Here is a 14,856-nt window from a genome sequence, read left to right on the forward strand (position 1 = left end):
ACAACCTCGGCCCGCCGGGCGGGCATGCGGGGACCTGCCCACCGGGGGCGGGATTATGAGGCCGAAGGCGATCCGGCTCTCTCCCCGTCATGACGGGTCACCACCGGAAAGCCGGGACGGAGCCGGGCCCGAGCCGGGACGGAGCCGGGCCCGAGCCGGGACGGAGCCGGGCCCGAGCCGGGACGGAGAAGGCGTGGACGCGTCTCGTCCACGCCTTCCGCGATCCGCCCGCGGGCCGGTGGATCAGTCGTCGCTCTTGGCGCTGGGCAGCTTGTCCGCGATGAGGTTCATCACAGAACTGTCGGTGAGCGTGGTGACGTCGCCGAGCGACCGGTTCTCGGCGACGTCGCGCAGCAGGCGGCGCATGATCTTGCCCGAGCGGGTCTTCGGCAGCTCGGGCACCACCAGGATCTGCCGCGGCTTGGCGATCGGGCCGAGCGTCTTCGCCACGTGGGCGCGCAGTTGGGCGGCGATGTCCTCGCTCTCCTCGGCGCCGCCGCGGAGGATGACGAAGGACACGATGGCCTGGCCGGTCACCGGGTCGGTGGCGCCGACCACGGCCGCCTCGGCCACCTTCGGGTGGCTGACGAGCGCGCTCTCGACCTCCGTCGTGGAGATGTTGTGCCCGGAGACGAGCATGACGTCGTCCACCCGGCCGAGCAGCCACAGGTCGCCGTCCTCGTCGCGCTTGGCGCCGTCGCCGGGGAAGTACATCCCCTCGAACCGCGACCAGTAGGTGTCGATGTAGCGCTGGTCGTCGCCCCAGATCGTCCGGAGCATGGCCGGCCAGGGCTCGCGGACCACGAGGAAGCCCCCGCCGCCGTCCGGCACCGACTCGCCCTGGTCGTCGACGACGTCGGCCACGACGCCGGGCAGCGGGCGCATGGCCGCGCCGGGCTTGGCGGCCGTGACGCCCGGCAGCGGGCTGATCATGATGCCGCCCGTCTCGGTCTGCCACCACGTGTCCACGACCGGGCAGCGGTTCGCGCCGATGTGTTCGCGGTACCAGACGTACGCCTCGGGGTTGATGGGCTCGCCGACCGAGCCGAGGACGCGCAGGGACGACATGTCGTACTTCGCGGGGATGTCGTCGCCCCACTTCATGAACGTACGGATCGCCGTGGGGGCGGTGTAGAGGATCGTGACCTGGTACTTCTGCACGATCTCCCAGAAACGGCCCCGGTGCGGGGTGTCGGGGGTGCCCTCGTAGATCACGCTGGTCGCGCCGTTGGCGAGCGGGCCGTACACGATGTAGGAGTGCCCGGTGACCCAGCCGATGTCGGCCGTGCACCAGTAGACGTCGGTCTCGGGCTTGAGGTCGAAGACGGCGTGGTGGGTCCAGGCGACCTGGGTGAGGTAGCCGCCGGTGGTGTGGAGGATGCCCTTGGGCTTACCGGTCGTGCCGCTGGTGTAGAGGATGTAGAGCGGGTCCTCGGCGTCGTGCGGCACCGGCTCGTGCTCGGCGGGCTGGCGGTCGACGAGATCGTGCCACCAGACGTCGCGCTCGTTCACCGCGACGTCCTGGCCGGTCCTGCGTACGACGAGCACGTGCTCGACGCCGGGGCGGTCGGCGACCGCCTCGTCCACGGTCGGCTTGAGCGCGCTGGGGGCGCCGCGGCGGTATCCGCCGTCGGCGGTGATCACGAGCTTGGCGTCGGCGTCGTCGATGCGGCTCTTCAGGGCGGAGGCGGAGAAGCCGCCGAAGACCACCGAGTGGATCGCCCCGATCCGGGCGCAGGCCAGCAGCGCGATCGGCAGCTCGGGGATCATCGGCATGTACACGGCGACCCGGTCGCCCTTGCGTACGCCCAGCTCCTCCAGCGCGTTGGCCGCCTTCGCGACCTCCCTCCGCAGGTCGGCGTAGGTGATCGTACGGGTGTCGCCCTCCGGCTCGCCCTCCCAGTGGTAGGCGATCTTGTCGCCCCGGCCGGCCTCGACGTGACGGTCGACGCAGTTGTAGGCGACGTTCAGTTTGCCGCCGACGAACCACTTGGAGAAGGGCGGTTTCCACTCCAGCGTGGTGTCCCAGCGCTCCGCCCACGTGAGGCGCTCCGCGGCGCGTTCCCAGAAGGCGAGCCGGTCCTGGGCGGCGTCCTCGTAGGCGTCCGCGGTGACATTGGCGGCCGACGCCAGGTCCGCGGGAGGCTCGAACCGGCGCGTCTCACTCAGCAGGTTCGACAGCGTCTCCTGGGTTTCCTGACCAGGGATCTCGGTGGCCACTCCGTACTCCTTCACAGCGTCTTCGGGTTGTCTCTCGTTCGGCCGCCTCGGCCAAGCTGGGGTATGTCGTGTCCCACTTCACCAGGCGAGCGGCGTCAAGTACAAGTAATCCGGGCAGGCACGCCGTAGCTCCGCGTTGTCCGTGGTAACAGGGGTATGACCGGCAAACGTAGTGACGGGTGGGAAGCCCGTTGAGATCGTGTACGCGCCCCTGCGGTGAACGGGCGCACCTCCTCGGCGAACGACGTTCTCCCCGCCGGGTATGGTCGGGGGCTGTGAGCGATCCCCTGGCCGTCGTCGCCGGGCTGCCCGGTGTGCCCGAGGCCGTACAGGAGGCCCGGGAGGCCGTCGACCGGCTCTACCGGCACCGGGTGCTGCGGCGGCGCGGTCCCGAGGTGACGGCCGAGTCGGCGCTGCGCGGGGCGCGCGCCTCCGCCGCCCTCGAAGGGGTCGACGTGCCGCTCGAACGGCTGCGCATCGGGGAGGTGGCCGATCCGGTGGCGCAGGGCGCGCTGCGCGCGTCGGCCGAGCTCGGACGGCTGACCCCCACGTGGCGGCCGGCCCCGCGTCAGGTCCTCGCCCGGCTGCACACGCTGGCGGCCGCGGGCCTCACGACCGACCCCGGCAGGCCGCGTACGGTTCCCACGACCGCCGATCCGCTCGGTCTCGGCCCGGCTCCGGGCCCGGAGGAGACCGCGGCCCGCATGTCGGCGCTGGCCGTGCTGGTGACCGGCTCGTCCGCGGCGCCCGCGCTCGTGCTCGCCGCGATCGTGCACGCCGAGCTGGTGGTGCTGCGGCCCTTCGGCGTCGCCGACGGCCTGGTCGCCCGTGCCGCCGAACGGCTCACGCTCGTCGGCCTCGGGCTCGATCCCAAGTCGCTCGCCGCCGTCGAGGTGGGGCACGCCGATCTGGGCGACGCGTACGCGGAGGGCCTGAGGTCGTACCAGAAGGGGACGGGCGAGGGCGTCGGCGCGTGGATCCGGCACTGCGCCACGGCCGTCGTGCTCGGGGCGCGTGAGACGACGGCGATCTGCGAGGCCATGTCCCGCTGAGCGACCCCTGTTCCGGGCGTGCGGCACGTCCGATGTTCCAGGGCTGTTCCGGGGTGTTCGGGGTGTTCCGGGGTGTTCGGCATGTCCACAAAGCGGACGGCGTCCCTGGTGTGGGACGCCGTCGCCGGTACACGTCACCGGGCTACCAAGCGTGCACCTCGTATTTGTCGGAGCGGGTCAAGCCCGTCTCGACACGCCTCCCGCGGCTGGTCGCGCGTGGGTACCCGATGCGGTACGCGGACCCTCAGGTCCGTAATCCCTTTCTACGTCCGAATCCTCGGTTTGGAAAGCCCCGAGTATGGAAGCTTTACCCGAGAAGATGCGGTATTCGTGGCGTTTTATCCTTCTTCAAGTGCCTTTGACCTGTTTGTGACTGGTGTGAACCATGGGACGAGGCGGCGCAGGTGGTGCGATATCCCCCCTGTCCACCCGTTGCGACCGCGCGTGTCCACATGTAACACTGACTCGGAGAAAAAATTTTAATCAAATCAGTGGTGGGCTCGACCTGCCTCTCCCGATCAGGCAGCATACGGTGCGTCTCTCCCCAGAGGCGGCATGTGTCAGGGAGTGGTGGACCTCTTGCCACGCCCCGGCTTCGTGTTTGAAGCTTTCGGAATAACGGCCCGGCTCTACCCCCCCAGAGCCGGACCCACGGCGACCCCCGCTATCCCCCCCGGCGGGGGTCGCCCTTTTTCTCCGATCTTCTTCGACTGTCTCCGAGTCTCTCCGGCCGGTCTCGGGCCGCTCTCGGGGCACTGTCCGCGCCGCGCCCGTGTGGCGACGGGGCCCCGGCGCCGTCCACAGAACGGGCGTCGTCCACAGAACGCGGTTCGCGCCCCGCCGAGGTTCCGGCTCTCCCGCATCGTGGTCCTCCCGGACGACAGGGAGAAGCGCATGCCACGCCCGCTGGCCGTAACCGACGATCAGGAACTGCTCGACGATCTGCTCCGCATCGCCGCCGCGGCGGGCGTCGAACTGGACGTCGCCCAGGCAGCCGCCCACGCCCGGCCGTACTGGACCCGGGCGCCGCTGGTCGTGGTCGGGGCCGACCTGGCCGACGACCTCGCCGCGACCGGCCCGCCGCCCCGGCCGAACGTGGTCGTCGTCACGCGGACGGCCGGCGATCCCGACATGTGGCGCAGGTGCGTGGCCGTGGGCGCGCACACCGTGCTGGAGTTGCCCGAGGCCGAGCGGCTGCTGGTCGAGGAGTTCGGCGACGCGGCCGAGCCCGCGAGCCGGGCCGGGACGGTCGTCTGCGTCACCGCCGGGAAGGGCGGCGCGGGCGCCACCGTCCTCGCCGCGTCTCTGGCGCTCACGGCGTCGCGTCGCGGGCTCCGCACGCTGCTCGTGGACGCCGACCCGCTCGGCGGCGGCATCGACGTGCTCCTCGGGCAGGAGGAGGCGCAGGGCGCCCGGTGGCCCGACGTCGCCGGAAGGGAGGGCCGGGTGAGCTATGCCGCGCTCCAGGAGGCTTTGCCCACCTTCGGAGAGCTCACCGTGCTTTCGGCGCATCGAGGGGAGCCCGTGCGCATCCCCAGGGAGGCGATGCGCGCCGTGCTCGACGCCGCGCGGCGCGGCTGCGACCTGGTCGTCGTGGATCTGCCACGCCATGTGGGGGAGGGCGAGGCGGAGGCGCTGACCAGGGCCGCGTCGACGATCGTCGTCGTTCCCGCAGATCTCCGCGGAGCGCTCGCCGCCGCCCAGACCGTGACGCTGCTGCGTCCCGGGACCGGCGACCTGCGCCTGGTAATGCGGACCGGATCGCTGGACCCCCAGGTCGTCGCGGCCTCTCTCGCCGTCCCGTGCGCGGGCGTGCTCCCCGAGGTGCGCGGGCTGGCCGAGACCCTGGACCGGGGAGACCCGCCGCCGCTCGGCCGCACCCCTCTCGGGCGCTTCTGCGCGGACCTGCTCGACTCGCTGCCGGGTGAGCTCGATCCCGGACGGCCCGGGTGGGCACAGGCGAGAACGGACGGCCGATGAGCCGCGAAGGCCCGGCGACCGTGCCCGGCGTGAGCGCCGACCTGGTCGAGGCCGTCCGGGTGCGGCTGTCGCACGCCCACGCCGCCCCCACCGCGGCGCAGGTGGCGGCGGCTCTGCGGGCCGAACGCGCGGTGCTCGGCGACGCCGAGGTGCTCGCCGTCGCGCGCACCCTGCGTGCCCATCTCATCGGCGCCGGGCCGCTCGAAGCCCTGCTGGCCGAGCCGGGCGTCACGGATGTTCTGGTCAACGGGCCACGAGAGGTGTGGGTGGACGACGGTGACGGCCTGCGCCGCACGGGCGTGACCTTCTCCGGGGACGACGAGGTGCGCCGGCTCGCCCAGCGCCTGGCCGCGGCGGCCGGACGGCGTCTCGACGACGCCTGCCCCTACGTGGACGCCCGGCTCGCCGGTGGGGTGCGGCTGCACGCGGTGCTGCCCCCGATCGCCGCCGAGGGGACCTGCCTGTCCCTCAGGCTGCCGTCGCGGCGGACGTTCACGGTGGAGGAACTGGCCGAGGAGGAGGGCGCCGCGATCCTTCGGGCGATCATGGCGGCACGGCTGGCGTTCCTGGTCACCGGAGGAACCGGCACTGGCAAGACGACCCTGCTCAGCAGCATGCTCTCCCTCGCGGGTCCGGACGAGCGCCTGCTCCTGGTCGAGGACAGCGCGGAACTCCACCCCGCGCACCCCCACATCGTACGGCTGGAGGCCCGGCCGCCCAACCTGGAGGGCGCGGGCGGGGTCGGGCTGCGCGATCTCGTACGGCAGGCCCTGCGCATGCGGCCCGACCGCCTGGTGGTGGGCGAGGTGCGCGGATATGAGGTTGTCGACTTGCTGGCGGCCCTCAACACGGGTCACGAGGGAGGCTGCGGCACGCTGCACGCCAACAAGGCCGCGGACGTGCCCGCCCGGCTGGAGGCGCTCGCCTGCGCGGCGGGGCTGTCCCGGGAGGCGGTGCACAGCCAGATCGCCGCCGCCCTCGACCTCGTCGTCCACCTCGTCCGGGATCCGGGCGGCGGCCGTCGGCGGGTCGCGGAGATCTGCGTCCTCGAACGCGGGCCGTCCGGCCTGGTGACGGCGGTTCCGGCGCTGGCCTTCGACCCCGGGGGCCGGGTGAGCCGGGGGCCGTCCATCGGCACCCTGCGGGACCTCTGCCCGGAGCCGGGAGGCCGTCGTGACGCCCGCTGACTGCCGGTTCCTGTCCCTGGGGCTGGTCGCGGTGCTCGCCGCGGCGCTCGCCGCCTGGCTGTGGGCCGGGCCGGAGCCCGCGGCGGCGCGGCTGGCCCTGCTCACCGGCTCCCGGCGGGCGACGAGGGTCCCTCTCCGGTTGTGGACGACGCTCGTCAGGCCCCCGCGTCCGGGCGCGACCGCCGCGGCCTGGCGAGCGGCGTCCCTGGAGCTGTGCCAGGGCCTCGCGGCCGAACTGGCGGCGGGCCGGCCTCCCGGGGACGCTCTGGTGCGGGCCGTCTCGTCGGTGCGTCCGCCCGACCCCGCGGCGCTCGCGGCGGTGACCGCCGCCGCGCGAGACGGCGGTGACGTCGCGGCCGCCCTGATCGCCGCCGCGCCGGTCCGAGGTGGGGAGGGCCTGGTCCGGCTGGCCGCGTGCTGGCGGGTGAGCGTGGCCGCCGGGGGTGGCCTGACCGCGCTGGTGGAACAGGTGTGTGTGTCCTTGCGGGAGGCGCAGTCGCATCGCGAGGAGGTGGCCGCACAGCTTTCCGGACCCCGGGCGACCGCCCGGATGCTGGCGGGCCTGCCCGCGCTCGGACTGCTGATGGCCGCGGGTCTCGGCATGAACCCCCTGTCGTTCCTGCTGGGCGGCCCGGCGGGTCTCGCCTGCCTGGCCGCCGGGCTCGCCCTGGACGCCACCGGTCTGTGGTGGACCCACAGGCTCGTCACGCGGGCGGAGGACCCCCCGGGCTCCGGCCCGCGCTGACCGCGAGCAGGGCCGCGAGCAGGGCCGGGAGCAGGGCCGGGAGCAGGGCCGGGAGCAGGCGCCGGGTGCCGGCGGTCGGGCGGCCCGAGTGCTCGGTGCCGGGCACCGGGCGTCGGGAGCGGCCGTTCGGGTGGCGGAAGGCCGGCGACGCACGCCGCTTGCGGAAAGGAGATGACGGATGATCTGCGTGCTGGCCGGGATCTTGATGACGCTGGCGGTGCTGGCGTGGCCCACTCGACCTTCGGCGGCCGGGCGTCTCGCCGCCATCGCGTCGCCGCGTCCGCGCGGGGAAGCGGGCGCGACGGGGCGTCCGCCCGCCCGCGAGAGCCCGTCCCGCCGGGGAGCGGCCGTCGCGCTGCCTGTGGGGTTCGCGCTCTTCCTCCTGGTCGGAGGGGCGCCAGGCCTGGTGGCGGCAGCGGCGGCGGCCTCGGGCGTCTTCATCGCCGTCCGCCGTCGCGAGCCCGCCGAGGTCAGGCGGCGACGGGCTCGGATGGAGGCCGAGCTTCCGCTCGCCGTCGATCTCATCGTCGCCTGCCTGCGGGCAGGGCAGCCGATGAGCGGGGCGGTGGAGACGACCGCCGCCGCGATGCCGGGCCCGGTGGGGGAGCGGCTGACCTGGGTGGGCGCCCAGATGCGCCTCGGCGCCGCCCCGGAGGACGCCTGGGCCGCGCTTTCGGCCGAACCCTCGCTCGCCGCCCTGTCCAGGGCCATGGTCCGTGCCGCCCGGAGCGGTGCGCCCGTAGCCGATCTCCTCACCAGGCTCGCCGACGACGCGCGCCGTACGGCCAGGGCGACGGCGTCGGCGGCGGCACGACGGGTGGGCGTCCACGCCGTGGCGCCGCTCGGGCTCTGCTTCCTCCCGGCCTTCGTCTTCCTCGGAGTCATCCCCATGGTCGCGGGCCTGGCGGGTCAGATCCTCCTGCCGTGAACAGCCTGTGGACATCGTCATCCACACCTGTGGATATTTAGGGGCGAGGGGGCTTGGTGTGCCCTCGTGAGCAGGGTGATCGACACGCGGGGGATCGGCGTTCGCTGTGGAAAAGACGTCGCCGACGCGACGTGAGGTGACGTTCAGGACTCGCGAACGGGCGGCCACAGGTGCCGCCGCCGGGCTGTCCGGGCCGTGCGCGCCCGTGCGCGCCCATGCGTGGCGATTCCGCGCATGGGGCAGCCTGGATCAGGGGCCGGTCTCTTTGCGGTCTTCCTGGCCGTCGACCCAGTACCAGCGCACGATTCCCTCGTCAGGCGTGCGGTAGGCGAACCAGGCTTCGGCGACATCGGGACGGCGCGAGGTGCGCTCGGCCCAATCGATCAGCTTGTCGATGTCGGTTCCCTCAGCTTCGATCTTGGTGTGCAGGACGCCGTCGGCGCGGCGGTAGCCGAGGGTGTACCCGACGGGCGGGTTCGGGTCGCCTTCCAACCGGCTCCTGATGAACATGTATGTGCCGCACATGACCAGGAACGCCAGGGTGAAGTACACCTCACCACCGAACCCGATGTGGCCGAACCCGATGTGGCCGAACCCGATGTGGCCGAACCCGATGTGGCCGGGTGCGTGCTGCGGTAACGCGTCGAGGTCCACGCGGGATCAACGCGTGGACGTGGCCGCCGGTGCCCGTTGTGACGGCGTTCCTGCTGCCGTGATCTGTGGACGCGGGGGTACTGCCGGACGTCGCCCGCTCGGTGCGGGCCGGAACCGGCATCCGGGCGGCATGCCCGGTCGCGCCGCGGGCTGCCTTGACGACGGCCGTCCGGCGGTTTTCCACAGAACCGCGTTCGGCCCCGACTTCGTCGTCCGTCCTGCCGCAACCTGGCCTCGACGCGGGCGGACGAGCCGCCCCACACGGGTCAGGAGAACCGATGAGCAGGCACGCGACGACCGGCCGGACGGGCAGGACGGGCGGCAGACCCCGGCGGCGATCGGCGGAGGCGGTGGGCCGGCACCGGGCGCGCCCAGGGCGATGGACGGCGCTCGGCGATGTCGTACGGCGGATGCTGCGCCTCACGAGGCGGGGATGGGCAGAGATGCGGCGAGCCGCCGGAAGGGGCGCGAGCCGGGCGCGGAGGCTGGGCATCCAGTGGGTGGTGCAGGCCCGGACGAGGGCCGACGCGGGCATGTCCACCGCAGAGTACGCCGTCGGGACCATCGCCGCCTGCGGCTTCGCCGCGCTACTTTACAAGATCGTCACCAGCGCGGAGGTGCGGTCCATGCTGGCCGCGCTGATCCAGAAGGCCTTGAAGCTGGCTGCCTGAGATGCCCGAGACGATGCGTCGGCGAACGCGGGGGTCGGTGACAGCGGAGACTGCTGTCGCGCTTCCGGCACTGGTCCTGGTCCTGATCGCCTCCCTGTGGGCGGTGGCGGCCACGGGTGCCCAGTTGCGATGTGTGGACGCGGCCCGGGCGGGCGCCCGGGCCGCTGCCCGGGGCGAGGCGCCGGAGCAGGTGCGCGCGGTGGTCCTGCGACTGGCTCCCGCGGACGCCACCGTGTCCGTCGGCGCGGGAACCGGCATCATCCGGGTCGAGGTGACCGCGACCGTCCGGCCACTCTGGCGTTCGTTCCTGCCTCCGGTCCGCCTCAGGGCGAGTGCCGTCTCCGACACCGAACCCGGAGTCCTCCCGCCCCCGCCCGGATCGCCCATGTCCGCCACGCTCACGGCCGCCACGCTCACGCCCGCCACGCCCATGTCCGCCACGCTCACGCCCGCCACGCTCACGCCCGCCCGGCCAATGCCACCCCTAGGCGCATCGCGTGGTCGCTCCCCGCGCCGCCGTGGCGAGGTCCAGCTGGGGGAGCGCCGATGAGGGGCCCGCCCGCCGGTGTGGACGTGCCGCGTGCCACCCGGGAGCGGGGTTCGGCGACCATCTGGTCGATCATCTTGATGACCGTCGTCTGGCTGTTGGCGATGGTCGTCGTTCAGGTCGGCGTCGCGCGTGTCGCGCGGCACCGGGCGCAGAGCGCCGCGGACCTCGCCGCGCTCGGCGCCGCCCGCTGGGCGCTCGCGGCGCCGGGGGAGGCGTGTGCCCGGGCAAAGGTGATCACGGCGGCCGATCGTGCGTCCCTGCGGTCCTGCTCCGTCTCCGAGGGCGTCGCGGAGGTCGCGGTGGCCATAACGTTCGAGGTGCCGCTCCTCGGCCCCGCGACGGCTGTCGCGTCCGCGTCGGCCGGGCCGGCAGGTGCGAGGGCATGACGCGGGAACGGGGCTTCCGCAGCGAACCACTTGTGGCGCTTTTCAGATCTTCCGCGATGCGAAACTACTGTGTCGCAATAGAATCACATGTTTTTAGACATAACGTCCAAGAGGGGGTGGCCGACGTAAGGTGCCACGTACTCTCAGTCGCCCTACGCCTTCGGGCGAGGCCGGGGTGGGTGGACGGTTCTCCACGAAGGGATGCGTCGTGACCAGGGTTCCCAGGCTTGGTACCGCGGCGATGATCGTTCCGATCGCGGTGGCGTCCGCGCTGCTGATGGGCGCCAACCCGGCGGCGGCGGACGGCGAGATCCTGTCGCCCGCGAACGGGCAGGTGATCAAGGCGCCCGGCGCGGTGGCCGTGTCCGCCAGGACGGACTGGTACCAGGTCAAGATGTCTTTGTTCGTCGAGGGCCCCTCAGTATCCCGGCAGGAGATCGCTTCCGGGGGAGCGAACCAGACGATCAGCGGATCGTTCGACCCGGGTGACGCCCCCAACGGCACCTTCACGGTGACCCTTCTCGGCGAGGTCACGCACAAGACCTACGCCACCTCGACCTTCGTCCTCAGCCGCCCGCCGGAGGCTCCCTCCGGCGTCAAAGCGCAACTGAAGAACGCCACGACGGTTCTCGTCAGCTGGGCGCGGGGCAGCGAGCCCGACCTCCGGAAGTACGAGATCACCTCGGCGAAGGGCGGGAAGGCCGGTTCCGTGGCTCTCGACTCCGCCTGCCCCGGCTCCACCTGCCGGGCGAGCCTCACGCTCCCGGCCACGATGGCCGGGCAGAAGGTGGACGTCAGCGTGCGGGCGGTGCGCGCGGACGGCGTCGGCGGCACCATCGCCTCTTCCCCCTCCGCTCTCGCGTATGTGACGGTTCCGGCGCCGAAGGCCTCCGCGAGCCCCTCTGCCACGCCGTCGCCGTCGAAGAGGCCTGATCACTCGGCGGTCACGTCACCCGCCCCGAAGACTCCGAGGACCCATCTCCCCACCACGCTGCCGAACCCGGAGCCCAAGCTGCCGAAGGACGCGGACAGCGAGCTCACCCTGCCGGAAGCGACCGGCGGAAGCGATCAGACCGAGCCGGTCCTGGTGCCGGAGCAGACCGAGGCGCCCAAGACGACCGCCCAGTCGTCCTTTCTGCCGCTCGGCGGCGGCCTCGGCTTCGGGGTGTATGTGGCGATCGCCGTCGTCCTGCTGCTCATCGGCGCCAATCTGGGGGCGTGGCTGCGCCGCAAGGGCGTGACCGGCGACACCGCGGGAGACGGAGAGGCCGCCGATTCCCGGCCGAAGCCCGTCATCGGCGGATTCAGCGCCGGGGCCGGTGGTGCCGCGAACGCCGGTGGTGCCGCGAACGCGGGTGGTGCCGCGACGGCCGGCGGCGTCGCCACCGCGAAGAGCCGGGGGAACGCGCCTGTCCGCCGTCCTGCCGTGATCCTGGCGACGCCGAAGAACCGCGGAGCCCAACCGGAGGCGGAGGCCGACACCCAGTCCGACCTGGACGCGGTCCACGCGCCGGACACGAGCGGCGGGACCACGCTGCCCGGACAGCACCCCGCCACGTCCTCGGCCGGGGACGAGCCGGAGCCGGAGAGGGGGCCGGAGCCGGAGCCGGAGCACCGAAAGCCGGGTGACGGGCGCGCCACCCCCGCTCGCGTACCGGTCGAGCAGGTCCCGCTGGTTCCGGCCGGCACGGTGGTCTCGGCCGGGACGGAGGCGGGCGCGATGGTCAGCGGTCAGTTTCCGGACCGGCCGCTGCGCCAGCCCGAGCCCGACGTGTGGACCGACGAGGACGACGATCCCCACCCCGGGCGCCACCGCGACTTCTGACCGCGATCCGGGGCCGTGACCGTCAGGTGGCGAGGAGCACGTCGAGAAGGCGGATGGCGCCCGCCTTGTCGAGCGGTTCGTTGCCGTTGCCGCACTTCGGGGACTGGATACAGGACGGGCAGCCGCGGTCGCACTCGCAGGAGGCGATCGCCTCACGCGTCGCCGTCAGCCATTCGGCCGCCCGGGCGTACCCCCGCTCGGCGAACCCCGCGCCTCCGTCATGGCCGTCGTAGACGAAGACCGTGAGCAGGCCGGTGTCGGGGTGGAGCTCCGTGGACACGCCGCCGATGTCCCAGCGGTCGCAGGTCGCGAAGAGGGGGAGAAGGCCGATGGCGGCGTGTTCGGCCGCGTGCGCGGCCCCGCCGAGATCCACCGCGGGCCCGGCCGGGGCACTTCCGGCGTCCGCCGGGCGTCCTGCGGACCTGGTCCCGGCGCCCGCCGGGCGTCCTGGGGACCGCCGCCCGGCGTCCGCCGTACGCTCCGCTTCTCCGCGGTTCGCAGGGCGGCCTTCCCCGCGCAGGCCGGCGAGGGCGGGGTCGGGCAGCGTCCACCAGACCGCGCGGGTGCACAGCGTGCGGGGCGGGAGGTCGAGTGGCTCCTCCCCGAGCACCTCCCCGGTCTGGGTGCGGCGCTTCAGGTACGAGACGACCTGCCGGGTGACCTCCACGGACCCGAAGTGCAGGGTGCCCGGGCCGAGGACCCTCGAACGCAGCGACTCGATCACCCGGATGTCGGTGACGTCCCGCGCGAAGGTCGCGTAGTCCGGTTCCGCGGCGGTGACCAGGGCGACTCCGGCGTCGAGGTCGAGCGAGTCGACCACGAACGTCTCGCTCTGGTGCAGGTAGACGGCGCCCGGATGGACCATCGTGTGCGACGATGGCTCGTCGACCGTGCCCAGCAGGCGGCCCGTCGACGCCTCCACGACCTGGACCGGGGCGCCGCCCGAGCCCCGGATGTCCGCGAGATCGGCCGCGTTGTCCCGGCTCGTCCAGAACCAGCCGGCGGGCCTTCTGCGGAGCAGTCCCTGGTTCACGAGGTCGTCGAGCGCGTCCCGCGCCGAGGGGCCGAAGATCTCCAGGTCCTGCTCGCCGAGCGGGATCTCCGCAGCGGCGGCGCACAGGTGCGGAGCCAGCACGTACGGATTGTCCGGATCGAGGACGATGGCCTCCACCGGGCGCCCGAACACCGCCTCCGGATGGTGGACGATGTAGGTGTCCAGAGGGTCGTCCCGGGCGATCAGGACCGCCAGCGCGTCCTGCCCGTCGCGCCCGGCCCGGCCCGCCTGCTGCCAGAGCGAGGCGCGCGTCCCCGGCCATCCCGCGATGAGGACCGCGTCGAGCCCCGACACGTCCACGCCGAGTTCGAGCGCGTTGGTGGTGGCCAGGCCGGTCAGTTCCCCCGACCGCAGGGCCTTCTCCAGCACCCTCCGGTCGTCGGCCAGGTAGCCCGCCCGGTAGGCCGCCACCCGGTCGGCCAGCCGTGGTCTCCGGGCGACCGCCGGGGCACTCGCCGCCTCAGCTGCCTCCGTCGTGGCGGCGGCTTCGCCGGGTTCGTCCCGCATCGGGGACTCCCACGGATGGTCCTCTTCGCCGTACGGCGGATCGGCGTCGAGGACCGCCTCGACCTCCTCCAGGCTGTGCCGCGCGGACAGCGCCACGGCTTCCGCGGCGCGGCGGGAGCGGACGAAGGCGAGCGTGCGGACGTCCTCGATCACGAGATCCGCCAGGAGGTCCGCGGCCTCGGCCGTGGCCGTACGGCGCACCGGGGCGCCGCTCTCCCCGCGTAGATCGGTCAGAGGAGGCTCCCAAAGGGCGAAGGTGGTGGAACCCCTCGGAGACGCGTCCGTGGTCACCTCGGCCATCTCAAGGCCGGTCAGGCGCATTCCCGCGGCGGCGGGGTCGCTCGCGGTGGCCGACGCCAGCAGGAACACCGGGGACGCGCCGTATTTGGCCGAGACCCGGCGCAGCCGGCGCAGGATCTGGGCGACGTGCGAGCCGAAGACCCCCCGGTAGCCGTGGCACTCGTCCACCACCACCAGGCGCAGCCGCCGCCAGAAGGACGACCAGGACGCGTGCCTCGGCAGGATCGACCGGTGCAGCATGTCGGGATTGGTCAGCACGTAGTTGGCGTTCTGCCGGACCCACCGGCGCTCCTCCGGCGGGGTGTCCCCGTCGTACGTCGCGGCGCGCACCTGGGTCAGCCGCAACTTGCGCAACGCCCTCAGCTGGTCGGCGGCGAGCGCCTTGGTGGGGGTGAGGTACAGCACGGCGCCGCCGGAGAAGATCTCCGCGACGGCCGGGACGACGTACGCCAGCGATTTTCCGGATGCGGTCCCTGTGGCAATGATCACGTTTTGGCCACGTTTAACCAGCTCGGCGGCGTGAAGCTGATGTTCCCACAGCCCTTCGACACCCTGGAGGCTCAGCCGTGAGACCAGGAGATCGGGGGCCCAGTCGGGCCATCTTGCCTCACCCGCGTGACGTGCTGGAACATGCTCCACATGGGTCACGCGCCCCTGGCGTGCGGGAACCGCGAGCAGACGGGTGAGAAGGTCGCCTGTTCGGGCAGAGGACGAAGAAGTCGGAGTCACTGGTTTCCCGTTTGGCATCTGCGGGGAGAGTCGCCCGGAGTTGTGATTTCGTATAGACACGGAGTCGT

Annotated in this window: 12 protein-coding genes; 9 read left to right on the forward strand and 3 right to left on the reverse strand. The window is 72.9% G+C overall.

All coding sequences use genetic code 11. From position 1 onward, the window contains the following. Window positions 1-243 precede the first annotated feature (243 nt). Entirely contained in the window at window positions 244-2,220 is a 1,977-nt protein-coding gene (gene acs / locus OG344_RS10960) for an acetate--CoA ligase (RefSeq protein ID WP_405088123.1), read from the reverse strand. Window positions 2,221-2,495: 275 nt separating this feature from the next. Here acs and OG344_RS10965 point away from each other — a divergent pair, with 275 nt between their 5' ends. The 5 genes from OG344_RS10965 to OG344_RS10985 all read left to right on the forward strand — a co-directional run bounded on the left by OG344_RS10965 (window position 2,496) and on the right by OG344_RS10985 (window position 8,112). Further along, window positions 2,496-3,272: an oxidoreductase gene (locus tag OG344_RS10965; RefSeq protein WP_405088124.1), complete on the forward strand. Its 777-nt coding sequence runs from the start codon at window positions 2,496-2,498 to the stop codon at window positions 3,270-3,272. Window positions 3,273-4,166: 894 nt separating this feature from the next. Further along, window positions 4,167-5,252 carry a septum site-determining protein Ssd gene (gene ssd / locus OG344_RS10970; RefSeq protein ID WP_405088125.1) on the forward strand — a complete coding sequence of 362 codons (1,086 nt, stop codon included), beginning with the start codon at window positions 4,167-4,169 and terminating at the stop codon, window positions 5,250-5,252. Next, complete coding sequence (locus OG344_RS10975) at window positions 5,249-6,439, forward strand: TadA family conjugal transfer-associated ATPase (RefSeq protein WP_405088126.1); 1,191 nt, start codon at window positions 5,249-5,251, stop codon at window positions 6,437-6,439. Before ssd ends, OG344_RS10975 begins: the two co-directional genes overlap by 4 nt. After that, window positions 6,426-7,184: a type II secretion system F family protein gene (locus OG344_RS10980; RefSeq protein ID WP_327049133.1), complete on the forward strand. Its 759-nt coding sequence runs from the start codon at window positions 6,426-6,428 to the stop codon at window positions 7,182-7,184. Before OG344_RS10975 ends, OG344_RS10980 begins: the two co-directional genes overlap by 14 nt. Before the next feature lie 178 nt (window positions 7,185-7,362). Beyond that, window positions 7,363-8,112, forward strand: a complete 750-nt coding sequence (locus tag OG344_RS10985) for a type II secretion system F family protein (RefSeq protein WP_327049134.1) — start codon at window positions 7,363-7,365, stop codon at window positions 8,110-8,112. 249 nt (window positions 8,113-8,361) lie between these two features. Here the strand turns inward: OG344_RS10985 and OG344_RS10990 are convergent, their stop codons facing one another. Beyond that, entirely contained in the window at window positions 8,362-8,766 is a 405-nt protein-coding gene (locus OG344_RS10990) for a hypothetical protein (protein WP_405088127.1), read from the reverse strand. 278 nt (window positions 8,767-9,044) lie between these two features. Here OG344_RS10990 and OG344_RS10995 point away from each other — a divergent pair, with 278 nt between their 5' ends. The 4 genes from OG344_RS10995 to OG344_RS11010 all read left to right on the forward strand — a co-directional run bounded on the left by OG344_RS10995 (window position 9,045) and on the right by OG344_RS11010 (window position 12,198). Further along, window positions 9,045-9,437 (forward strand): DUF4244 domain-containing protein, encoded by a 393-nt coding sequence (locus tag OG344_RS10995; protein WP_405088128.1) that lies wholly within the window; start codon window positions 9,045-9,047, stop codon window positions 9,435-9,437. Window positions 9,438-9,474: 37 nt separating this feature from the next. Next, window positions 9,475-9,987: a TadE family type IV pilus minor pilin gene (locus OG344_RS11000; protein WP_405088129.1), complete on the forward strand. Its 513-nt coding sequence runs from the start codon at window positions 9,475-9,477 to the stop codon at window positions 9,985-9,987. Continuing rightward, a complete protein-coding gene (locus OG344_RS11005; protein ID WP_405088130.1) occupies window positions 9,984-10,373 on the forward strand; it encodes an Rv3654c family TadE-like protein in 390 nt (129 codons plus the stop codon). The genes OG344_RS11000 and OG344_RS11005 overlap by 4 nt, the downstream gene beginning before the upstream one ends. A 241-nt stretch (window positions 10,374-10,614) precedes the next feature. Continuing rightward, entirely contained in the window at window positions 10,615-12,198 is a 1,584-nt protein-coding gene (locus tag OG344_RS11010) for a hypothetical protein (RefSeq protein ID WP_405088131.1), read from the forward strand. Between the two features lie 22 nt (window positions 12,199-12,220). Here OG344_RS11010 and OG344_RS11015 read toward each other — a convergent pair whose 3' ends face one another. Beyond that, window positions 12,221-14,806 (reverse strand): DEAD/DEAH box helicase, encoded by a 2,586-nt coding sequence (locus OG344_RS11015; RefSeq protein ID WP_405088132.1) that lies wholly within the window; start codon window positions 14,804-14,806, stop codon window positions 12,221-12,223. Between the last annotated feature and the right edge of the window lie 50 nt (window positions 14,807-14,856).

Origin of the sequence: Microbispora sp. NBC_01389 (genome assembly GCF_045040095.1) — a bacterium.
In the GTDB taxonomy this organism is placed as follows: Bacteria; Actinomycetota; Actinomycetes; order Streptosporangiales; family Streptosporangiaceae; genus Microbispora.

What these genes read in the sequence shown, in the direction of transcription:
- OG344_RS11015 (WP_405088132.1), bottom strand. Translation starts at nt 14,806, where the DNA reads ATGCCAAACGGGAAACCAGTGACTCCGACTTCTTCGTCCTCTGCCCGA.
- OG344_RS10985 (WP_327049134.1), top strand. Translation starts at nt 7,363, where the DNA reads ATGATCTGCGTGCTGGCCGGGATCTTGATGACGCTGGCGGTGCTGGCG.
- OG344_RS11005 (WP_405088130.1), top strand. Translation starts at nt 9,984, where the DNA reads ATGAGGGGCCCGCCCGCCGGTGTGGACGTGCCGCGTGCCACCCGGGAG.
- ssd (WP_405088125.1), top strand. Translation starts at nt 4,167, where the DNA reads ATGCCACGCCCGCTGGCCGTAACCGACGATCAGGAACTGCTCGACGAT.
- OG344_RS10995 (WP_405088128.1), top strand. Translation starts at nt 9,045, where the DNA reads ATGAGCAGGCACGCGACGACCGGCCGGACGGGCAGGACGGGCGGCAGA.
- OG344_RS11010 (WP_405088131.1), top strand. Translation starts at nt 10,615, where the DNA reads ATGATCGTTCCGATCGCGGTGGCGTCCGCGCTGCTGATGGGCGCCAAC.
- OG344_RS10975 (WP_405088126.1), top strand. Translation starts at nt 5,249, where the DNA reads ATGAGCCGCGAAGGCCCGGCGACCGTGCCCGGCGTGAGCGCCGACCTG.